We start from the raw sequence: 21,464 nt of genomic DNA, 5'->3' as shown, positions 1-21,464 counted from the left end.
AAGCTACCCTTAGCATTTTAAATTTGTTAATAATAATATTGAACGTCTAATAAATCTTGAGGTAAATCCGTTTAAACCAACAACAGCGCGATATCATCCAATTATCTAAGATTTGATAAAATCAAACTAAATAAAATTAAGCAGTGTAAGTGTATTCTTACAAAACTATCGTGTTAGTAGAGAAAGAATAAGCTTACGAATTTGAACTTTTTGAAGTTCCAAACCATAATAGTTGAAAAAAAAAATCTTACTATAATTTAGATTTTCTTTCAATAGCTTTAGAAGTGAGTAGAATACCTAATAGAACTAAAACGCAACTAGCGGCCAAGATTCCAATTAGAGCAATAGTACTATCGCCTTCCAACACATTATTAAAATCTAGAATTGTAAAGTTATAGGCAATGACAGCTAAAGACATTGCCATTAATATGTAGATTAAAATTTTCATCTGAATAACATTTTAGTAATAAGTTTTAAAAACCTAATTCAGGCTTGTTAGAACTTATTAATTCTCAATTAAATCTATTACATAAACAGATTTTGAATATTTGCTGCAAACAATTTTACTGCAATTGCTAACAAAATTACACCAAAAATCTTACGTATCACATTGATTCCCTGTTTTCCTAAGAAATGCTCGATCTTCCCAGAAGATTTTAAAACTAGGTAGACAAATATGATGTTAACTATAATTGCTATAATAATATTAATAGTTTCATATTCCGCCCTAAGAGATAGTATGGAAGTCATGGTTCCGGCACCTGCAATTAAAGGAAATGCTAACGGCACAACGGCAGCAGTTTCTGGAGCATCATCTTTGTAAAGCGTAATTCCGAGTATCATTTCTAAAGCTAGAAAGAATAAAATTAAGGAACCGGCAACCGCAAAAGAGTTTACGTCTATCCCAATCAAATTTAAGATCTGTTTCCCTAAAAATAGAAAAACGATCATCAGGATACCGGCAACTATAGAAGCCTTTTCACTTTGTATCTTCCCTGCTTTTTTCTTCAGATCTATAATAATAGGAATACTTCCAATAATATCTATTACAGCGAATAAAATCATGGTAGCAGTGGCTATTTCTCTAAAATCTATATTCATCAAAATCATTATTAAAAATAAGGCTGCAAAATTACACTTTATCAGACTAAAAATAAACGAATATCAAGCTAATTTTTACTGAATTTGAGCTTGATAAATTGCGGCCAAAAGTTTGAGGTAGTTCGGCTTAAATAAATATCTTTGCGCCATGTTTCAAATAGGCAAAACCATAGTTTCTGAAGAGATAATCCAAAAGGATTTTGTGTGCAACCTTTCTGTGTGTAAAGGCGCTTGCTGTGTAGATGGCGATGCCGGAGCACCTCTAGATGAAGAGGAAGCAAGAATTCTAAAAGAGATCTATCCTAAGGTAAAACCTTTTTTAAGGAAAGAAGGAATTGCAGCTATTGAGGCTCAAGGCACCTCAATTACCGGAGAAGATGGAGAACTTGAAACTCCACTTATAAATGGAGCAGATTGCGCCTATGTGATCTTCGATAAATCTACTGCTCTTTGTGGGATAGAAGAAGCCTATAACCAAGGAGAAGTATCTTGGAAAAAACCGGTTTCTTGTCACTTATACCCAGTTAGAGTTCAGGACTATTCTGAATTCTCTGCAGTTAATTATCATCATTGGCATATTTGCGATGATGCTTGTTCTCTAGGAAAAGAACTTCAGGTACCAGTTTATAAATTCGTAAAAGAAGCCTTGATCAGAAAATTTGGTGAAGACTGGTATATGGAACTGGAAAAGACAGCAGCCTCCATCTCTAAATAATAAACCATACATTTTTTTAGCAGATATAAAGATTTAATTCCCCAAGAAATATCCTGTCTAGCTTCAGTTTAGATCATCTTAGTAATTGAAGCTAAAATTGCAATTTCCATTCTCAAATCAAACTGAGTTCATATTTGCTATATTTCAGAAATAATAAAGCCTTATATTAAGAACTTCATTCTATTTCCGCTTTTAAGCTAAGAATGAGAAAGTATCATTATTGTTGCTTCTCATGCTTAAATCATCAATTATCAACAGTCTGAAATTTTAATAGAATTCTGCAGTTTTAAAGGGCTTAACCCATTTTAACACATCTTCTCTCAAGCCTAGTAAAAACTTCACAAACAACTGATTTTATGATAATTATATTTATATTTTAACATTTTTATAAGATGAGGATTTTGCCTCTATGTTCATTACTTTGTTGAAAACGTTTGCTCATAATTCTTTCAATATCTATTAGATTTTTGAATATTTGTTAGCACGAGATTTCTACGGAATTCTTTAACCCAAAAACATATCAAACCTATGGCACAACTAGAACCCATTTTACAAGAGAACAAAGACAGATTTGTAATCTTTCCGATAAAACACCATGATATTTGGGATTGGTATAAAAAAATGGAAGCTAGTTTTTGGACCGCAGAAGAAATAGATCTTCACCAAGATCTTTCAGACTGGAATAATAAGTTAACTAAAGATGAGCGTTACTTCATAAAGCATATTTTGGCATTTTTTGCTGCCTCAGATGGAATTGTGAACGAAAATCTGGCAGAGAACTTTGTAAATGAAGTGCAATATGCAGAAGCAAAATTCTTTTATGGCTTTCAGATCATGATGGAAAATATCCATTCTGAAACCTATTCGCTTCTTATTGATACCTACGTAAAAGATGAAACTGAAAAAAATCAGCTTTTTCAGGCATTAGAAGTTTTTCCGGCAATAAAGAAAAAAGCTTCCTGGGCTTTAAAATGGATAGAATCTGATTCTTTTGCAGAAAGACTTATAGCATTTGCTGCCGTAGAAGGGATCTTCTTTTCTGGAGCATTTTGCTCTATCTTCTGGTTGAAAAAACGTGGATTGATGCCTGGACTTACGTTCTCTAACGAGCTTATCTCTAGAGATGAAGGTGTACACTGTGATTTTGCAGTGCATTTACACAACAATCATCTTGTAAATAAAGTACCTAAAGAAAGAATTAGAGAGATCATCGTAGACGCTCTAAATATTGAAAGAGAATTTGTTACAGAATCCCTACCGGTAAGTTTAATAGGAATGAACTCCAAATTAATGACCGAGTATTTAGAATTTGTAGCAGATAGATTACTGGTAGAATTTGAATGTGAAAAAGAATATGGAAGTGCTAATCCCTTCGATTTTATGGATATGATAAATCTTCAGGGGAAAACTAACTTCTTTGAAAAACGCGTAGGAGAATATCAAAAAGCCGGCGTGATGAATAAAGATAAAGACACTAATAAGATAAGCTTTGATGCCGATTTTTAAATATTGGCAACCTAAACCGGGAAATTAGCTTAAATCTAATTCCCCGGTTTCTAATAAAATCAGTTCTAACTCTGAGTATTTAAAGCTTGTCCCCCCACGCTTGCTTCTAGATCAGACATTATTTAAAACCTTGGTGGCAAGAAGTATTCTTCTTGCATCCCTAAAAATTTATTACCTATGTATGTACACAAAAGAGACGGGCGTAAAGAACCCGTAATGTTCGATAAGATCACTGCAAGAATTAGAAAATTGTGTTATGGCCTTAATGAAATGGTAGACCCTCTAAAGGTTGCCATGCGCGTAATAGAAGGTTTATATGACGGAGTTACAACAAGTGAATTAGATAATCTGGCAGCAGAAGTTTCTGCCACTATGACTACCTCTCACCCGGATTATGCACGTTTAGCAGCAAGAATTTCTGTTTCCAACCTACATAAAAATACCAAGAAGACATTTTCTGAGGTAATGACAGATCTTTACGAATATGTAAACCCAAGAACAGGTAAAAAAGCACCTCTTTTGGCGAAAGATGTTTATAAGGTAATAAAAGAAAATCAAGAGCTTTTAGATTCAACCATTATTTATAACAGAGATTTTAATTATGATTACTTCGGGTTCAAAACATTAGAAAGATCCTACCTCCTCAAATTAAATGGTAAGATCGCAGAACGCCCGCAACATATGCTTATGCGTGTTTCTTTAGGTATTCATTTAAATGATATTGATGCTGCCATAGAAACGTATGAGTTAATGTCTAAGAAATATTTTACACACGCTACTCCAACATTATTTAATTCTGGTACTCCAAAACCACAAATGTCATCTTGTTTTTTACTTACAATGAAAGATGATAGCATAGATGGAATATATGACACTTTAAAACAAACCGCTAAGATCTCTCAAGCAGCAGGAGGTATCGGATTATCTATTCATAACGTTCGCGCAACAGGATCTTATATTTCCGGAACTAACGGTACTTCTAACGGAATTGTACCAATGCTTAGAGTATTTAATGATACCGCCCGTTATGTAGACCAAGGAGGTGGAAAAAGAAAAGGTTCTTTTGCTATGTATGTTGAACCATGGCATGCAGATATTTTCGATTTTCTAGACTTAAAGAAAAATCACGGAAAAGAAGAGATGCGAGCGCGCGATCTTTTTTACGCCATGTGGATCCCAGATCTATTTATGAAACGTGTAGAAGAAGATACAACTTGGACGTTAATGTGCCCAAATGAATGCCCTGGATTATTTGATATTCATGGCGATGAATTTGAAGCGCTTTACCATAAATATGAAAGCGAAGGAAAGGGCAGAAAAACAGTAAAAGCTCGTGAGCTTTGGGAGAAGATCCTGGAATCTCAAATAGAGACCGGAACTCCTTATATGCTTTATAAAGATGCTGCAAACCGTAAATCGAATCAGAAGAATTTAGGAACTATTCGTTCTTCAAACTTGTGTACCGAGATCATGGAATACACCAGCCCAGATGAAGTGGCTGTTTGTAACCTGGCTTCTATCGCTTTGCCAATGTTCATTAAAGACAATGAGTTTGACCATAAAGAACTTTTTAAGATCACTAAAAGAGTGATCAAGAACTTGAACAAAGTTATTGATAGAAACTATTACCCGGTTAAAGAAGCTGAAAACTCTAACATGCGTCACCGTCCGGTTGGCTTAGGAGTTCAAGGCCTTGCCGATACTTTTATTAAATTGAGATTGCCTTTTACTTCCGATGAAGCAAAAAAACTGAATCAGGAGATTTTTGAAACGCTATATTTTGGATCTGTAACCGCTTCTATGGAATTAGCTAAAGAAGAAGGTCCATATTCTACATATGAAGGCTCACCAATTAGCCAAGGAGAATTTCAGTACAATCTTTGGGGAATGACAGATGAAGATCTTAGCGGACGCTGGGATTGGGCGAAACTTCGAGAAAAAGTTCTTAAGAACGGAGTTAGAAACTCACTGTTAATGGCGCCAATGCCAACAGCCTCTACCTCTCAAATTCTTGGTAATAACGAAGCTTTTGAACCTTATACTTCAAACATTTATACCAGACGTGTACTTTCTGGTGAGTTTATCGTAGTAAACAAACATCTTTTGGAAGACCTTTCATCTAGAGGTTTATGGACAGAAGATGTAAAGGATGCTATCATGAGAGCCAACGGATCTGTTCAAGATATAGACATTATTCCGCAAGATCTTAAAGAACTTTACAAAACCGTATGGGAATTGAGTATGAAAGACATAATAGACATGTCTAGACACCGCGGTTATTTTATAGATCAGTCGCAATCGTTAAACCTGTTCATGGAAAATGCCAATTTTAGCAAGCTTACTTCTATGCACTTTTACGCTTGGAAGAGCGGGTTAAAAACTGGAATGTACTATTTACGTACCAAGAGTGCTGTAGATGCTATAAAATTCACCCTTAAAAAAGAAGAAAAACAAGAACCTGTAGCTGTAGCTGTAGAAAGTTTTACAGAAACAGCAGCACCGTCTGTAGCTGCACCTGTAAAAGTAGCTAAAGAAGGTAGTTCTCTTTCTCCAGAAGAATTGCGCGCTCTAATTGCACAATCTAAAGAGGCAGAAGGAGACGATTGCTTGATGTGCGGTTCTTAATAAAAATTATAACTCCAACAATTAATTAGTTAACACAAATAAAAGGGAAGTATCACATTACTTCCCTTTTTTATTACTTTTGAATTCAGATTTAGGGCGTCACCCTGCGGGTCGGGCTTTCGCCACTCGCTTCCCGAAAAACGTCGGGAGAGCTCAAACAAATGGCTCAATCCCTAACGCAAACAATACATTATGATGAATTGGGAACAACTCCTTTCTTTAAAAAGATTTGGAGATAAGAATAAGAGACTTAGAAAAGAACAGAACGAAACCAGACTTGGTTTTGAAGTAGATTATGATCGTATTATCTTTTCCTCAGCTTTTAGAAGTTTACAGGATAAAACTCAGGTAATACCATTATCAAAAACAGATTTTGTACATACCAGACTTACCCATAGTTTAGAAGTATCTGTGGTTGGAAGGTCTTTAGGTAGATTAGCCGGGCAAAAGATCTTAGAAAAACATCCACATCTTAAAACCATTCATGGCTATCAAATGAATGATTTTGGAGCTATTGTAGCAGCAGCAGCCCTGGCTCATGATATAGGAAATCCACCTTTTGGTCATTCCGGAGAAAAAGCAATAGGCGAATATTTCAGCTTAGGAAATGGTGCCAGATTTAAAGAGCAACTTTCTCCAGAAGAATATCAAGATCTGGTGAAATTTGAAGGAAATGCGAACGGCTTTCGCATATTAACGGAAACCAGACCAGGTATACAAGGCGGTATCAGACTTTCTTATGCTACTTTAGGTGCTTTTATAAAATACCCAAAAGAATCCCTTCCGCACAAACCCACAAAAAATATAGGCGATAAGAAATTTGGAATTTTTCAATCTGAAAAAGCGATTTTTGAAGAGGTGGCAGAAGAGCTTGGACTTATTAAAATTAGAAATGATAAGAACGTTGCTTTTGCAAGACATCCGCTAGCATTTTTGGTAGAAGCTGCAGATGATATTTGCTATACCATCATAGATTTTGAAGACGGCATTAACCTTGGTTTGATCAATGAAGAATTTGCATTAGAATATCTTATTAACTTGGTGAGAAATAGCATTAACACCTCAAAATACCACTCGCTAACCTCAACAGCAGACAGACTAAGTTATTTGAGAGCCTTAGCTATAAACACACTTATTACAGAAGCGGTAGAGCTTTTCTTAGTAAATGAAGAAGCCATCTTAAAAGGCGAATTTCACGAAGCTTTATTTGACAAAAGCAGCTACGAAGCTCAAATTAAAGACATCATAAAAATAAGTGTAGAGAACATCTATCAGAGTGAGGAGGTTATAGACAAAGAGATCGCTGGCTATAAAATGCTTTCTTATTTGTTGGACACCTACACCAAAGCTCTATTACCAGAACCTGCATATGTAGACTCTAATTTTAATAAATTGGTATTACAATCTATTCCCAAGCTTCAGGTATTGGAGGAAGATTCAGTTTACGAGAGCTTGATGAAGATCTGTTCTTACACCGCATCACTTACAGATGGAATTACCGTGGCATCATTTAATAAATACAGAGGATATAATATCTAAGTAAATCTAATATTCAGGTAATATCTAATATTACAAATCTAAAGATCTAAAAAGTGAGTTTAAAACTTCTTTTTAGATCTTTTTTTATTTTTAGAACCATACATCTATTCATTACTAAAACGATAAAAAGACTGGATCAATATTTATCTTTAAAGAAGTAATTTACGTTATCAAACTCGATTATTCATTAATTCCCAATTGCTAGATCTGAAGATTCTAGATCCCTTAGCCTCAAACATTCCTTAAGATTAGATTAAGATTAGTGGTGTGTTAACTGCTTTTAACAGTATTTTAAACTTCCTTAACACAATACTTTTTTATTTAGTTTACTTTTATAAAAGACGTGCTAATAATCACATAACTACGGTATTCTAAATTTAGAACTATAAAAAAAATAGATTATTTCACTGCCAAAGTCGGTATTAAAACTAAAAGCAAATAAAGTACGTGTGTTCATAATAATTCTAAGTACCTCTATCTACTGGTAAGAGTAATTACAAGAACAATTTTAAATAGATCCATAATTAGATTCGTGAACTAATAAGTTCACATTAATAATATTCTTTAATATAAAATACAATTCAGTATGAAAAACATGGGAAATCCAGATGGCGAAGCCAAATGCCCTTTTCGTGGCACTCGAGTAGGAGGAGCCATTGGAACACATCCACAGGTTGATGATTGGTGGCCTAATCGTCTTCAGGTAGAATTACTTCACCAAGAACAACCTGTTGCTAATCCATTAAGTGATGAAAGCTATAAAGAAGCCTTTAATAAATTAGATTTTCAGCAACTTAAAAAAGACATTAAGGCGCTGTTAGTAGACTCTAAAGAGTGGTGGCCTGCAGATTATGATAATTACGGTCCGCAAATGATTCGTATGGCATGGCACTCTGCCGGTACCTACCGTATTGCTGATGGGAGAGGTGGTGCTGCACAAGCAATGCAACGTTTTGCGCCTATCAACTCTTGGTGGGATAATGGTAATACAGATAAATCCAGACGACTTATTTGGCCTATAAAAAAGAAATACGGAGCTGCACTTTCTTGGGCAGATCTTATAGTACTAACTGGTAACTGTGCTTTAGAAATAATGAATTTTCCAACTTTTGGTTTTGCCGGAGGAAGAAGAGATGCATGGGAGCCGGACAGAAGTACCTATTGGGGTCCGGAGTTCTGGAATGGAAAACCATTTAAAGAATCTGAAGTAGGTGAATACTACGATGGGCACCCAGATAAGATGGTAACCCAAACTTTACGATGGAAAGGAGAACCTTCTGATGAAGATCGCGATCTTGAAAATCCGCTTGCCGCAACGCATCAAGCTTTAATATATGTAAATCCTGAAGGACCGGGTGGAAACGGAGATCCTATGGATTCTGCCAGAGCAATTCGAGAATCATTTAAGCGTATGGCAATGGATGATGAAGAAACCGTTGCTCTAATTGCAGGAGGACACGCTTTTGGGAAAAGTCATGGAATGGTATCTGCAGATAAGATAGGTCCGGCTCCAGAGGCGGCTCCAATACAAGCTATGGGAATGGGTTGGCAAAACCCGGAAGGAACCGGTTTTGGTAAATACACCATGACCAATGGTATTGAGGGATCTTGGACTCCAGACCCAACCACATGGGATAATAATTATCTGATCAATTTATTCAAATTTGAATGGAAGAAAACAGAAAGTCCTGCTGGAGCAATTCAATGGACACCAGAAGATCCTAATGCTCCTAAAACTCCAGATGCTCATCTTAATGGAGAGATGAATGATCTAATGATGATGACTTCTGATATTGCGCTGAAGGTGGACCCAGAGTATAACAAAGTCTGTGAAAAATTCTTAAACGACTTCGACTATTTTACTGATGCTTTTTCAAAAGCCTGGTACAAATTAACCCACCGTGATATGGGGCCTAAAGATAGATATCTTGGACCTGAAGTTCCGGAGCAGGATATGATGTGGCAAGATCCCATTCCAAAAAGAGATTATGATCTTATTGAGGATGTAGATATAGCCGACCTTAAAAATAAAATCTTAGCAAGTGGGCTTTCTATTTCCGCTTTGGTTTCTGCAGCCTGGTCTTCAGCATCTGTTTATAGACATTCAGATAAGCGTGGTGGAGCTAATGGCGCACGCATTGCGCTAGAGCCTCAAAATAATTGGGATTTGAACAGGCCTCAAGAGCTTAACCAAGTGCTGGGCAAATTAAAAGAAATTCAAAGTGATTTTAATAATGCTCAAGCTGGAAATAAAAAAGTTTCGCTCGCAGATCTTGTAGTTTTAGGAGGTTGTGTTGCCATAGGAAAAGCTGCAAAAGATGCCGGGATGGATGTAGGAGTTCCTTTTACACCGGGTAGATTAGATACTACTCAAGAACTTACAGATGTAGAAAGTTTTGATTGGTTAAAACCAGTTTCAGATGGTTTTAAGAATTATCACAACAGCAATATAGGATATCGTGTTCAGCCGGAAAGAATTTTCCTTGACAGAGCACAATTACTTACGTTAAACGCTCCAGAATGGACCGTTCTAGTTGGAGGACTCCGCGTGTTAGATCAAAATTTTGATCATTCTAAACATGGGGTATTTACAGAGAGACCGGGACAATTGTCTAATGATTTCTTCAAAGTTCTTACCAGTATGGATTATGAGTGGGTTCCTCAGGGAGAAGACTCCATGCTCTTTAATATTAACGATAGAGATAGTGGTGTTACCAAATATACCGCTACTCGATGCGATCTTATCTTCGGTTCTAATTCACAACTAAGAAACATTGCAGAGGTTTACGGAGCAGATGATGGACAGGAAAGATTTGTAAAAGATTTTATAGCGGCATGGGATAAGGTTATGATGCTAGATCGCTACGATATTAAAGACGAATAAAAGTACTTAGGTTATGAATAAAAAACCCCGACATCTTAATTGATATCGGGGTTTCTTTTTAATGCTTGAAGTATCAAATTAATTCGTTGCTACTTGAAATACCGCCAACACTCTTTTTAATTCTGCACGCGTATTCCATAGCTTTTGTTTAATTGCTATTTGCTTGATCCTGGAGGCGATCAAACTCTTTTCTCTGGTGTTCACAAAGAAGATAGAACTTTCACCTAGCTGCAATTTTCTTTCTTCCGCATTAAGCATGGTGGTATAATTATCTACCAGTGTATTGATCATTACCACCTGTTCTTGATAAGATTTGTACTGTTCTCTTAAAGCTTTAATCTTATTACGAAGTTCTAATTCCTGACTTACCACATCTAACTCTGCATTTTCAAGCTTAATTTCTGAAGCTTGAAGATCTCCTCTTTCTTTTCGTAAGAATATAGGAATGCTAAAATTGAAGCCTAATTTGTAATTTTCATTTACAAAACTTCTTAGCAACTCTGGTTCTGCACTTAGAAAGTTGTATTCTATGTTAAACTTAGGAAGTAGCTTGTTCGCTTTTAATCTTTTATCATATTCAAGAATATCTACCTTATACTCTAGAGATCTTATTTTAGGATGATCCTCTAAGGATTCTTCAAATAATAACGCCAAAGCAGTTAACGATTCTTCTTGAAAGTTCGCAGTTGGATACACCTCTTCCTTTAGCTCTAAAGGTGTATTATTTTCTGCCCATAAATAGGTTCCCAATTTTAATGAAGCTTTATAGAACTCAAGCTCTGCCTGAGTTAAACTTAAATTTCTATCCTGTATTTGAATATTCGCCTCCAAAGTATCTATTGCAGGTTTATCTCCTAACTCATAACTCTTCAAAATTCCAGAATATCTAATTTCTGCGTTCTCTATAAAGTTTCTATAAAGATCTAGTTCTCCAAACTTCGTATACCATTCAAAATAGGCTACAGATGCATCATAAAGCACTTCATTTACTGCTAGTTGTTGATCTACTAAAGTTTGTTCTCTATAAACCTTAGCTTTCTTTAAAGCCGCCATTCGATCATTTATAAACAAGCCTTGACCTAATGGAATGGAAATTCCTGCTGCAAAAAGACCATCATTAGGAACTTTGTTCTGAGGATTTAGATAATAGCCTTCGTTCTTCTCCCATTTAGCTTTGAGCTCTACACCATACCAAGTAGGTATTTTAAAGGTGGAATTAAAAAGATCATAATATCTGGTATCTTTAAAGTCTTTTCTCTCATAGCCTGCCTCAATTTTAGGATCAAATCCACCTCTTGCTTTTAAAAGATCTGCTGCACCTTTGTCTCTTATCAGGTTAGCTTGTTTTACCAGCGGATGATAGGCTTTAACCATTTCCAGATATTCTTCATATCCCAGATACAAACTATCTTGCTGCTGTGCCATAGTAATAAATGGCAATAAGAGTATCCCTATCAATATTACTTTCAAACCTTTCATTTAGACTCAGATTTTTCGGTTTGAGGGGTATAGTAATTAGGAGGAAATCCATTTAAATGTCTCCATATCTCATACCAAATAGGCACATCTTCCAATAAAGCAAGTGTATTCGCACCGGAACCTACTCTAAGTGCTTCCGGCCATGCATAATCTTCTTCATCTGGTGCAAGCAACACTCTATATTTACCATTTGCACTGCTAAAATTCTCAATGGCTACCACTTTCGCACCATAGGTACCATAAGATACATTTGGCCAACCACTAAATACAATTGCCGGCCACCCGTCAAATCTCACTCTAACTTTTTCTCCTGTGTGTAGCAATGGAAGATCTATAGGCTTCACATAAGTTTCTACCGCAAGATCATAATTAGATGGCATGATATTTACCAGCTTTTCACCTTCTTTAAAGGTTTCTCCAATTCCAGCCATAATGGCTTTGTTTATATATCCGTCTTGCGGTGCTTTTACATAGTAAAGATCTTTACGCATCTCATAATTAGTATATGAATTTTGCAATTTACTCACTTCAGCCTCTGCATTAAATTTACCAGATTCTGCAGAAGATCTATCACTAATAGATTTTGAGATCTTATCGCTATACTCCGCACGGGTTCTATTAATTTCAATTTTGGCATTTAATATATTATTCTGACTCGCCATTAACTTATTTTCCTGAGAAATTAATTTTGCCTGATTCTCTTGTAGCTTTAGTTTTTTCTCTTCAACATCTGTCATTGCTTTAAGTCCCTCTTCCTGCAATAACTGTGTTCTCTCGAACTGAGTTTCTGCAATACTAAGATTGGTTTTAGCAGCTTCAAAATCTATACTATCACTTTGAGATTTTAGTACGGCTTGCTTTAGCTTATTTCTTGCTTGTTCTAGCTTTAATTCTCGTTCTGTTTGCAGTGCTCCCAACTGTGTATTTAAAGCATTCAATTTTTGATCATAAGATTCCAAAGAATTAGATTTAGATCTTACCTGGTCTCCGGTTCTCTCAATTAGGTCTGGATCAAAATATTCATTTTTTACCTCTGTAATATATAAGATGGTATCTCCTTTATTTACAAAATCACCTTCGTTTACGTACCATTTTTCGATCTTACCGGGAATGACAGATTGAATGGTTTGCGGCCTTTGCTCCGGACTTAATGTAGTTACAGATCCAGTTCCAGAAATGGTTTGCGTCCACGGTAAGAATAAAACAACGATACCGAAGATGGCGAAGAACTTCAGGAATCTATTAAAATATTTGTAATGCTTTTTGAAAAAGACCTTTTTACCAGCTTGATATTGGGAAAAGTCTATTTTCTCATTCAAAGAGTTATTAGTGATATTTAGCATGATAATTAGGGATTATTTTGAATGACACCATTATTAAGCTCTATATGACGGTTGCAACGCTCTCGCCAAACTTCATCTCTACTGGTAACTATAATAGACCAATCTTTTTCTGAACTAAATAAATGGTTTAAAATTGCATTTTCATTCTCCTTATCTATTTGATGTAAAGGTTCGTTAAGTATCAATAATTTAGGCTTTCTAATTAAGCTTCTTGCAAGAATGATCTTCTTAGTAATGGTATGAGGCAATTGAAGTCCTTCCGGAAATATCGTGGTACTTAAACCATCGGGTTGCTGACGCACAAATTCTTTCAATCCCATTACATTTAGAACTGCAGAGATCTCAGATTGAGAAATTGAAGTATCCCCAAAAGTTAAATTATCCATCAGTGTGCCTTCAAATAAAGACTCTTCTGTAATAGAATGTCCTAGAAGTGAATGATAAAAGTTAATATCTATGTTTTTTAAAGATATTCCGTTCACATATATGGTTCCGCTATCTGGCTCTATTAATCCTGCAATGATCTTAAGTAATATAGATTTCCCAGAACCATTAATTCCTTCCAAAAGGATCTTATCTCCAGTTTTAATGGTGAGATTCACATCCTTGAGAACAAAAGTTCCATCATTTCTTTTAAAACTAACATTTAAAAGCTCAATTTCTAAGGCTCCATTTTCAACAAAGCTATGATCACCTCCCGTAGGCTCTAATTTCTTATCTACCACTTCTCCCAATTTTTCTAGTGACGTAAGAAGATCATAAAAATTCTCTAACCCCATGATCATTTTTTCTACGGAACTAATGATCAAAAGAATAATGATTTCTGCAGCAACAAATTGACCGATATTCATTTGTTGATTTAGTACTAATAATCCACCAATTACTAGTAGACCTGCGGTTACTAAAGTTTTGAAACCAATCATCTGAATGAACTGCAATCTTAAGATTCGGAAATGACTTTCACGCGCATCCAGATATTTACTTACTAAAGCGTCATTCTTATTGATAGCATGTTGGGTCTTACCAGATATTTTAAAACTTATAAGCGTTCTCGCTACTTCCTGAATCCAGTGAGCGATCTTATATTTCATTTTAGACTCTTTTATACTGGTTTCTAATCCGCTTTTTGCAGTAAATCTAAATACCAGATAAATAAGCAAAACCAAAAGAATTCCGTAAAAGATAAAAAATGGGTGATATAATGACAGTAATATAAGTCCGAAAACAATTTGTAAAACTGCTGCTGGAAAATCTAAAACCAGTTTAGAGATCCCTTTCTGGATAGTAATTACATCAAAAAACCTATTTGCTAATTCAGGCGGATAGAAATTCTTTAATTCAGACATCTTTATCTTAGGAAATCTATACGAAAATTCAAAAGAGGCACGAGTAAAGATCTTTTGCTGAATATTTTCTAGAATACGTATTTGCATTAACTGTAAAATACCTACGAACGCAACCCCAAGCGTAACAAGGGCTACAAGCACGATCCAAGAAGTAGTGATTCTAGCCCCCTGAATAAGGTTTACAATTGCCTGAATTCCAAGTGGCACAGAGAGATTCACCAATCCTGCAAAAATTGCATAATATAAAATCTGTAAGAAGTCCTTTTTCTCTAGCTTTAAAAGACCAATAAAGCGCTGCCAGGTAGTTAATTTATCTTCAGTCATGATTCTCTAATTTTAAAGTTTTTTCAACTAGGTCTATAAAATAATCAGTAACTGTGATCTTGGAATCGCAATCTGTAATAGATGTGATATGATCTCTTAAAAAATGCTGATGTAATGCACCATCTATAATCATACTAGATAAGCTTAAAGAAAATTTATACTCTGGAGCCACCGTATTTACCATTTCAGCTATACGGCCAACCACTCTCTTATATACAGAAAAATAACCTCCTTTATTATCTGTATCTACTTCTTTGGTAAGATAAGATTTTGAAGATTCATTAATAATAATATTGTTTAAAGCAACTTCATTTATATGCTCAAAGCGAAAATCCTGTACCACAGGATGCGTCATCACCTCCACACCTTTAATTAATTTTTGAGTAGGATTGCCCATGCCGTGAGTAGATATAGTTAGCTGAAATTCTTTCCAACCCCAATACCAGTTTGTGATATAAACCAGAAATTTGTGCTTATTCTCAAAGTATCTGTAAATAGAACTTTCATTAGAATTGATCTCCGCACCCAATTTCTTAAATGTGAATTTCTCAAACCCAATTTGATGGATTAAGAGAATTCCATTTCCCACAATCTTCTTACCAAGCTCACTAGATTCAGGATCTTTGAGATATAAGTCTGAATTAATGGAAATTTTTAAACTACTAAATAATTTATCCACCTTACTAATTTTAGTCTTGCAAATATAATAGTATTACTATTAACTATTAGTAGCTTGTCTATTAATTTTAGTTAAAACTTAAGAATTTCCATTCTTTAAAATTGTAACTTATTGATTGTTAGACATATATTCGCTACACAAATGAAGTAAATTAATAAATAAAAAGATGGAATTATGATATACAAGTAGAAAATCAAATCTGATATTCTAAAAGAGGATACCGATATTGATATTTTCAGATAAGATAAACAAGCTAAAAAGTAATTTTAGCTTGAAGACAAGCGGAGAAGTGAAAGCACAGAGAAGCCTTCTTACACAAAAGAATGAGTTTAAAATAAATAGTAAAGAATTGATAATGGGCCGGAAGAGATCTTAAACCTAAAATTCATACAAAACTCCTACCCCCAACATTTGTTTAAATTGGATCTTTGGCCCTTTTGCTTCTAAGACTCCATCTCCATCACTATCTTTTTTAGACTTCACATCGTCATCATATTTTAAATGAGAGCCAATACTAGCCTTTACAAAGTCGTTTACAGTAAGGTTGATGTTTAATTGCCAGTCTACATCTACATTTCCAAATTTATTCAGGTAGTCTGAATATAAACTTAATTGATTATCGACATTAATATTCTCAAACACCTCTTTAGTAAATCCACTTGTAAACAGAAAACCAAATTCTGTACGTACATTTTCCCCTTCTTCGATGATGTTACCTTCCTCATCTCTAATTGCCGGTCTTACCCCAAACATTCCTTCATTAGAAAGCCTTTGATCTAATACAAATGTAGATTTTTGAGTTACAGGAGAAATATACAGCGTAAGATCTTCTTTTGGATCTGTATATTCAGAACCAATCCCTAAAAACATATACCCCGGAGCCATAAATTTAGAAATAGGTTTTTCTGTATCTGGATATTGATATCCGTTGGAGAATTGAGTATTAAAATTGAATTTAGCAGAATAACGCCAGTTAGAGGTAGAATCTCGACGATAACCAAATGTAGAATTCACAATTAACTGATCGTCTGTTTTTCTAGTTTCTCGACCTTCTTGGGCGTTTATCCCATAACGTAATGCAATATTAGATTTCCAAAGGGTATACTGCTTTTTATATTTACGTTCAAAATTACCATGAAACAAAGCTGAAATAGAATTGTTACCCCCAGCATTCCAATTCACAAATGCTACTTCGTTTAAGTTCACTCCCACCGCATTTTTTTGACTCCAAAGCAACACCACATCCTGATCTATAATTGCGGTGGTATCTACAGTAGTGGTGTCTACAGAAACTGTATCTATCTTTAGTTTGGGGAATTTTCTTGCAAAAGCAGAATTTATAGAAATAAAAAAAGTTAAAAGCAATATCAAACCAAGGGTAGGGAATCTTAAAGGCATCAATTTTTTAAAAGTTTTAGTCATAGATCTAAATGGTGAGTTATGGCAGCGATTATACTCTCAACGTCAATTTTTACAATTTCTTGTAATTCATCTAAACTTCCTTGCTCCACAAACTCATCTGGCACGCCCAATCTGGTAATCTTACCCTTATAATTAAAGCGGGAAGCTAGCTCCAATACTGCAGAACCAAAGCCTCCTGCCAACACTCCATCTTCTACAGTTACAATATGTTCAAAATTATTAAAAATCTCCAAAAACAGATCTTCATCCAGAGGTTTTATGAATCTCGCATCATAATGAGCTACCCTATTCGCATCAGAAATTGCCTCTATAGCAATTCTAACATTTTCTTTTACGCTCCCTATGCTTACCACAGCCACATCAATCCCTGTTCTAATTCTAACACCTTTTCCAAATGGGATCTTTACAAAATCCCTTTTCCAGTTCACATAATTCCCTCTACCTCTTGGGTATCTTATAACCAAAGGACCCTCTAAGCCTAATTGAGCAGTATATAAAAGATTGCGCAATTCCAGTTCGTCTGATGGGGCTGCGATCACTAGATCTGGAATACATCTTAAAAAAGCGATATCAAAAACACCATGATGCGTAGCTCCGTCTTCTCCTACCAAACCAGCTCTATCCAAACAAAAGATCACCGGTAGATTTTGTAAAGCTACATCATGAATTACCTGATCATAAGCTCTTTGAAGGAATGTTGAATAGATATTGCAAAAAACAACGAACCCTTGAGTAGCCATTCCAGCAGCCAATGTTACAGCATGCTGTTCTGCAATTCCAACATCAAAAGCTCTATCTGGAAAAGCATCCATCATATATTTTAGAGAACTTCCTGTTGGCATTGCCGGAGTAATTCCTATGATCTTTTCATTCTCTCTGGCTAGTTCTACTAAGGTAAGTCCAAAAACATCCTGGTATTTAAAAGGAAGTCCGTTAGAATTGCTTGGAAGTAACTCACCTGTATCTGCAATAAATTTCCCCGGAGCATGATATTTCACCTGATCTTCTTCAGCCTGCTTTAAACCTTTTCCTTTGGTAGTGATAACATGCAGGAATTTAGGACCTTGAATATTTTTTAATTCTTCAAATACCTTAAGCAAACTTTTAAGATCATGACCATCTACCGGCCCATAATATTTAAAATTTAAAGCTTCTATTATATTATCCTGTGCTGGTTTTTTACCCACGGTGGCTTTGGTGAGATATTGTTTTAGAGCTCCTACACTAGGATCTATGCCTATAGCATTATCATTAAGCACTACTAAAAGATTAGCATTGGTTACTCCGGCATGATTCAATCCTTCAAAAGCCATTCCACTAGCTATAGAAGCATCCCCAATAACAGCTATATGTTGTTTCTTAGTTTCACCTTTTAAATTAGAAGCCAGTGCCATTCCTAAGGCTGCAGATATAGAGGTGGAAGAATGTCCTACTCCAAAAGTGTCGTAGATACTTTCCTCTCTTTTTGGAAATCCGCTAAGACCACCAAGACTTCTATTGGTATGAAAGCTATCTCTTCTCCCAGTTAGGATCTTGTGCCCGTATGCTTGATGTCCAACATCCCAAACCAATAAATCATCTGGAGTATTAAAAACATAATGCAAGGCTATGGTAAGTTCAACAACGCCTAAACTAGCACCCAAATGTCCTTCTTTGGTAGCTACAATATTTATAATGAACTTTCTAAGCTCCATGGCTAAAGCTTCAAGTTTCTCTTGTGGAAGTGCTCTAAGATCTGATGGAGCATTAATAGAATCTAAAATACTTTTTGCCATAAAGCAAAGGTACATTTTGAAATTGTATTTTTGAAGATGCAATTAATTTTTGACGATAGCTATTTCATGAAAAAAGCCTTAGAAGAGGCTGAAATTGCTTTTGAACGAGGGGAAATCCCCGTTGGTGTGGTAGTGGTAATAGATAATAAGATCATTGCCAGGGGGCATAATCTTACCGAAATGCTGAATGATATTACGGCTCATGCAGAGATGCAGGCCATTACCTCTGCTGCCAATTATCTAGGAGGAAAATATCTAAAAGGTTGCACCATGTATGCGACTTTAGAGCCATGCCAAATGTGTGCAGGAGCATTATACTGGAGCCAGATCTCTAATCTGGTTTTCGCAGCTAGCGATCATGATAGAGGTTATAGAGCAATGGGAGCCAAACTACACCCAAAAACAAAAGTTGAGAACGGTATTATGGAAGATGAGGCTTCTACTCTCTTAAAGAGATTCTTTATACAGAGAAGAAACCTCAACTAAAATAATTTTTTATTAAGACGTATGTTTAACTTCTTCTGGAATATCCCACATATTTTCTAATTCCTCCAAAGATTTCCCTTTAGTTTCAGGAATGAATTTGTAAGTGAAGATAATTATCCCCAGAATAAATGCCGAGAAGATAAAGTAAGGTAAAGATCCATTCCAATACGCATTATTGTTCACTTCGCTTTCGGCAACCATCGGGAATGCCTGAGTTACTACATAATTCGCCGCCCATTGCGCTGCAACTGCTATAGACATTGCTGCACTACGAATATTATTCGGGAACATTTCAGAAAGAATTACCCATACTACAGGCCCCATAGACATTGCGAAAGAAGCAATGAATAATAGCACTCCAATTAAGGATAAAATCCCAACAGACCCCGTCATTAAAGTTCCTCCAAGTAATAAGAACCCTGCTAACATCCCAAAAGAACCAATAAATATAAGCGGCTTTCTACCAAATTTATCTACTGTTGCCATAGCAACAAATGTGAACACCAAATTAATCGCAGCTAATAATACCTGCTGCTTTAAAACATCTTCCTTACCAAAACCTAATGCCTGTTCAAAAATATCTGCACCATAATATAGCACTGCATTTATTCCTGTAAATTGTTGAAGTACAGATAAAATAGTTCCTATTACTATTATAGAGAAAACTCCTTTAGCAAAAAGGCTAAGTTTAACTTTACTCTTGTCTTTCTGTAAAGATCTTTCTATTTCACCAAATTCAATATTCGCTGCTTCTGCACCGTGAATTCTCGTAAGTACGCTTACTGCATTCTCCTTTAAACCTTTCATTGCAAGCCAACGTGGACTTTTAGGAACGAAGAATAAAAGAACTAGGAATAACATGCTTGGTATAAGTTCAGACCAGAACATCCATCTCCAACCTGTTTGAATATTTTCTTCTACCGTAGCGTTTTGCCCTATCATATAGGTAACTAAGAATACTACAAAGAAACCAACTACAATGGCTAATTGATAATAACTCACTAAAGTACCTCTAATCTTTGCTGGTGCTATCTCTGCAATATAAGTTGGCGCATTCATTGATGCAATACCAATTCCTAATCCACCAATAATTCTAAAGACCACTAATAATGAAACAGACTGCGGCAAGAATTCTGGCAGTCCAGAACCCCAAGCAGATAATGAGAATAATATAGAGGAGATAATAAGAGAATATTTTCTTCCTATTCCCTTACTTAGAGGCCCTGCTACAATGGCTCCAACAAAACACCCTAATAAAGCACTTCCAACAACCCATCCTTTCATTCCGGCATCGAGATCGAAATACTGACTGAAAAAATATTGAGATCCGTTTATTACACCGGTATCATATCCAAAAAGTAATCCACCTAGAGCAGATACAATGGTTATTAGAATAAGGTAAGTTTTATTTTTCATGAAAGTAATTTTGAAGAAGGGATAAATCTACATTAATATGTTTAAAAACTTTTACAATTTGGTGACTTTGATATAGTCTACATAAAATTTAGCAGGAAAAATAGCATCATCCACCTCTGGACCTCCAAAATTTCCACCTACTGCCAAATTTATTAAAAAATAGAAAGGTTTACGAAAAGGATATTCATTCTCATCATAATTTTCTGGCGTAAAAGTATAAACTAAGTTTCCATCTACAGAGAAACTAATGTGATCTTCTGTCCATTCTGTTCTATAAATATGATATCCTTCCTCTATATCTCTTAGAGTGGTTTTCTTTGAATTTATAGTTTCTCCATGGCTTGCAGGAGTATGCAACGAGGTGTAAAGCGTATGAGGCTCTTTCCCTACATATTCCATAAGATCTATTTCTCCAGAAGCGGGCCATCCAACTTCAGAAATATCTGCCCCCAACATCCATAAAGCTGGCCAGATTCCCTGACCCGTGGCTACTTTAGCTCGAATTTCAATATTTCCATATTTAAATTCAACCTTATCTTTTGTATTGATCTTTCCGGAATAATACTTATCCCCATCTTTAACAGCGGTGATCACTAATTTTCCATCTTCCAATTCAACAAAATCTCTGCTATAGATCTGGCGTTCTGCATTACCCCAACCACAAAGATCCGGGCAACCATCTCCCTCTTCATAACTCCAATTATCCATATTTAACTGATCCTTATTAAAAGTATCTTTAAATATAACTTTAGAGCATGAAGTAAGCGAGCTAGCTGCAATAAGCAATATTGCAATGCTGGAAATTTTGAAATTTTTCATAGATC

The 21,464-nt window shown here is 35.5% G+C and carries 16 protein-coding genes; 6 read left to right on the top strand and 10 right to left on the bottom strand.

Going from position 1 to position 21,464, the window contains the following annotated elements; genetic code table 11:
* Window positions 1-250: 250 nt before the first annotated feature.
* Window positions 251-448 carry a hypothetical protein gene (locus P163_RS03080; protein WP_034887490.1) on the bottom strand — a complete coding sequence of 66 codons (198 nt, stop codon included), beginning with the start codon at window positions 446-448 and terminating at the stop codon, window positions 251-253.
* 77 nt (window positions 449-525) lie between these two features.
* Window positions 526-1,101 carry a MarC family protein gene (locus P163_RS03075; RefSeq protein ID WP_034887774.1) on the bottom strand — a complete coding sequence of 192 codons (576 nt, stop codon included), beginning with the start codon at window positions 1,099-1,101 and terminating at the stop codon, window positions 526-528.
* Window positions 1,102-1,249: 148 nt separating this feature from the next.
* On the opposite strand from P163_RS03075, the gene P163_RS03070 reads away from it, so the two are divergent.
* The 5 genes from P163_RS03070 to katG all read left to right on the top strand — a co-directional run bounded on the left by P163_RS03070 (window position 1,250) and on the right by katG (window position 10,370).
* Window positions 1,250-1,816, top strand: coding sequence for a DUF3109 family protein (locus tag P163_RS03070; protein ID WP_034887488.1), 567 nt, complete (start codon window positions 1,250-1,252; stop codon window positions 1,814-1,816).
* 528 nt (window positions 1,817-2,344) lie between these two features.
* On the top strand, window positions 2,345-3,322 hold the full coding sequence (locus tag P163_RS03065) for a ribonucleotide-diphosphate reductase subunit beta (RefSeq protein WP_034887485.1): 978 nt from the start codon (window positions 2,345-2,347) through the stop codon (window positions 3,320-3,322).
* A gap of 177 nt (window positions 3,323-3,499) precedes the next feature.
* The gene (locus tag P163_RS03060) at window positions 3,500-5,947 is read left to right on the top strand and encodes a ribonucleoside-diphosphate reductase subunit alpha (protein ID WP_034887483.1); all 2,448 of its coding nucleotides are present in this window, start codon (window positions 3,500-3,502) and stop codon (window positions 5,945-5,947) included.
* Between the two features lie 195 nt (window positions 5,948-6,142).
* Window positions 6,143-7,486, top strand: coding sequence for a dGTP triphosphohydrolase (gene dgt / locus P163_RS03055; protein WP_034887480.1), 1,344 nt, complete (start codon window positions 6,143-6,145; stop codon window positions 7,484-7,486).
* A 586-nt stretch (window positions 7,487-8,072) separates the two neighbouring features.
* Window positions 8,073-10,370, top strand: coding sequence for a catalase/peroxidase HPI (katG, locus tag P163_RS03050; RefSeq protein ID WP_034887478.1), 2,298 nt, complete (start codon window positions 8,073-8,075; stop codon window positions 10,368-10,370).
* A 78-nt stretch (window positions 10,371-10,448) separates the two neighbouring features.
* On the opposite strand, the gene P163_RS03045 is transcribed toward katG, so the two are convergent.
* From P163_RS03045 to P163_RS03020, 6 genes are all read right to left on the bottom strand, one after another.
* Window positions 10,449-11,849 carry a TolC family protein gene (locus tag P163_RS03045; RefSeq protein ID WP_034887475.1) on the bottom strand — a complete coding sequence of 467 codons (1,401 nt, stop codon included), beginning with the start codon at window positions 11,847-11,849 and terminating at the stop codon, window positions 10,449-10,451.
* Window positions 11,846-13,192, bottom strand: coding sequence for an HlyD family secretion protein (locus tag P163_RS03040; RefSeq protein WP_034887474.1), 1,347 nt, complete (start codon window positions 13,190-13,192; stop codon window positions 11,846-11,848). The genes P163_RS03045 and P163_RS03040 overlap by 4 nt, the downstream gene beginning before the upstream one ends.
* 5 nt (window positions 13,193-13,197) lie before the next feature.
* Window positions 13,198-14,862 carry a peptidase domain-containing ABC transporter gene (locus P163_RS03035; protein ID WP_034887473.1) on the bottom strand — a complete coding sequence of 555 codons (1,665 nt, stop codon included), beginning with the start codon at window positions 14,860-14,862 and terminating at the stop codon, window positions 13,198-13,200.
* Window positions 14,855-15,541 carry a TetR/AcrR family transcriptional regulator gene (locus tag P163_RS03030; protein WP_034887472.1) on the bottom strand — a complete coding sequence of 229 codons (687 nt, stop codon included), beginning with the start codon at window positions 15,539-15,541 and terminating at the stop codon, window positions 14,855-14,857. Before P163_RS03030 ends, P163_RS03035 begins: the two co-directional genes overlap by 8 nt.
* A gap of 378 nt (window positions 15,542-15,919) precedes the next feature.
* Entirely contained in the window at window positions 15,920-16,963 is a 1,044-nt protein-coding gene (locus tag P163_RS03025; protein ID WP_231556143.1) for a DUF3078 domain-containing protein, read from the bottom strand.
* On the bottom strand, window positions 16,960-18,738 hold the full coding sequence (locus P163_RS03020) for a 1-deoxy-D-xylulose-5-phosphate synthase (protein ID WP_034887470.1): 1,779 nt from the start codon (window positions 18,736-18,738) through the stop codon (window positions 16,960-16,962). The genes P163_RS03025 and P163_RS03020 overlap by 4 nt, the downstream gene beginning before the upstream one ends.
* A 36-nt stretch (window positions 18,739-18,774) precedes the next feature.
* Here P163_RS03020 and P163_RS03015 point away from each other — a divergent pair, with 36 nt between their 5' ends.
* Window positions 18,775-19,224 (top strand): nucleoside deaminase, encoded by a 450-nt coding sequence (locus P163_RS03015; protein WP_034887467.1) that lies wholly within the window; start codon window positions 18,775-18,777, stop codon window positions 19,222-19,224.
* A 12-nt stretch (window positions 19,225-19,236) separates the two neighbouring features.
* Here P163_RS03015 and P163_RS03010 read toward each other — a convergent pair whose 3' ends face one another.
* Together P163_RS03010 and P163_RS03005 are read right to left on the bottom strand one after the other, a co-directional pair.
* Window positions 19,237-20,640: a sugar porter family MFS transporter gene (locus tag P163_RS03010; protein WP_034887465.1), complete on the bottom strand. Its 1,404-nt coding sequence runs from the start codon at window positions 20,638-20,640 to the stop codon at window positions 19,237-19,239.
* Between the two features lie 51 nt (window positions 20,641-20,691).
* Window positions 20,692-21,459: a family 16 glycosylhydrolase gene (locus P163_RS03005; protein WP_034887463.1), complete on the bottom strand. Its 768-nt coding sequence runs from the start codon at window positions 21,457-21,459 to the stop codon at window positions 20,692-20,694.
* Window positions 21,460-21,464 lie beyond the last annotated feature (5 nt).

Source organism: Gillisia sp. Hel_I_29 (genome assembly GCF_000744275.1).
Taxonomy (GTDB): Bacteria; Bacteroidota; Bacteroidia; order Flavobacteriales; family Flavobacteriaceae; genus Gillisia.
Note: the sequence above shows the minus strand (reverse complement) of the source record. Positions and strands in the feature narration are given on the sequence as shown.

Excerpts from the sequence above, each read along its gene's own strand:
- P163_RS03080 (WP_034887490.1), bottom strand. The coding sequence starts at position 448 with ATGAAAATTTTAATCTACATATTAATGGCAATGTCTTTAGCTGTCATT.
- P163_RS03075 (WP_034887774.1), bottom strand. The coding sequence starts at position 1,101 with ATGAATATAGATTTTAGAGAAATAGCCACTGCTACCATGATTTTATTC.
- P163_RS03070 (WP_034887488.1), top strand. The coding sequence starts at position 1,250 with ATGTTTCAAATAGGCAAAACCATAGTTTCTGAAGAGATAATCCAAAAG.
- P163_RS03065 (WP_034887485.1), top strand. The coding sequence starts at position 2,345 with ATGGCACAACTAGAACCCATTTTACAAGAGAACAAAGACAGATTTGTA.
- P163_RS03060 (WP_034887483.1), top strand. The coding sequence starts at position 3,500 with ATGTATGTACACAAAAGAGACGGGCGTAAAGAACCCGTAATGTTCGAT.
- dgt (WP_034887480.1), top strand. The coding sequence starts at position 6,143 with ATGAATTGGGAACAACTCCTTTCTTTAAAAAGATTTGGAGATAAGAAT.
- katG (WP_034887478.1), top strand. The coding sequence starts at position 8,073 with ATGAAAAACATGGGAAATCCAGATGGCGAAGCCAAATGCCCTTTTCGT.
- P163_RS03045 (WP_034887475.1), bottom strand. The coding sequence starts at position 11,849 with ATGAAAGGTTTGAAAGTAATATTGATAGGGATACTCTTATTGCCATTT.
- P163_RS03040 (WP_034887474.1), bottom strand. The coding sequence starts at position 13,192 with ATGCTAAATATCACTAATAACTCTTTGAATGAGAAAATAGACTTTTCC.
- P163_RS03035 (WP_034887473.1), bottom strand. The coding sequence starts at position 14,862 with ATGACTGAAGATAAATTAACTACCTGGCAGCGCTTTATTGGTCTTTTA.
- P163_RS03025 (WP_231556143.1), bottom strand. The coding sequence starts at position 16,963 with ATGACTAAAACTTTTAAAAAATTGATGCCTTTAAGATTCCCTACCCTT.
- P163_RS03020 (WP_034887470.1), bottom strand. The coding sequence starts at position 18,738 with ATGGCAAAAAGTATTTTAGATTCTATTAATGCTCCATCAGATCTTAGA.
- P163_RS03015 (WP_034887467.1), top strand. The coding sequence starts at position 18,775 with ATGCAATTAATTTTTGACGATAGCTATTTCATGAAAAAAGCCTTAGAA.
- P163_RS03010 (WP_034887465.1), bottom strand. The coding sequence starts at position 20,640 with ATGAAAAATAAAACTTACCTTATTCTAATAACCATTGTATCTGCTCTA.
- P163_RS03005 (WP_034887463.1), bottom strand. The coding sequence starts at position 21,459 with ATGAAAAATTTCAAAATTTCCAGCATTGCAATATTGCTTATTGCAGCT.